Annotated in this window: 1 pseudogene; it reads right to left on the bottom strand. The window is 72.6% G+C overall.

Annotated features, from left to right (window positions below):
• Positions 1-445 (bottom strand): annotated as a pseudogene (locus ACM6JT_RS27185) (filamentous hemagglutinin); the annotation flags it as partial.

Below are 445 nucleotides of genomic sequence, written 5' to 3' on the forward strand. Positions count from 1 at the left end.
CGTGTTGGTCAGCGCCACGTTCGTCGTGCCCAGGCTGCGCGCCAGCGTCTCCCCGTCGATCGCACCGCCAGCGTTACCGCCGGTGCCGCCGGTGCCGCCGCTACCGGTATTACCGTTGAGCCCGCCGCCAATGACCAGACCGCGCTTGCCCGGCTGCGCTGCCGTGCCGACCCCGGCGTTGGCCGCCTCGATCGTCCACAGGCCCGCCTTGCCCGACACCGCACGCGTATCCACCTGCACGTCGCGCGACACCACCACCTGCTCGCCGCGCGTCGTCACCGTGCCGCCCGCCGTCGATGCATCCTGCGAGCTCGCGTCCAGCTTGCCCGCGACATGCACCTGGCCGCCGTCCAGCGTGATCTTCCCGTCGCGGCTGCTCAGGCCCTGCGCCTCGATCGTGCCGCTGTTCTTCACCACCGAACCCAGCAGGTCGCCGGCCGCGCGC

The organism is Burkholderia sp. IT-111MI5 (assembly GCF_949752865.1).
GTDB lineage: Bacteria > Pseudomonadota > Gammaproteobacteria > Burkholderiales > Burkholderiaceae > Burkholderia > Burkholderia pyrrocinia_C.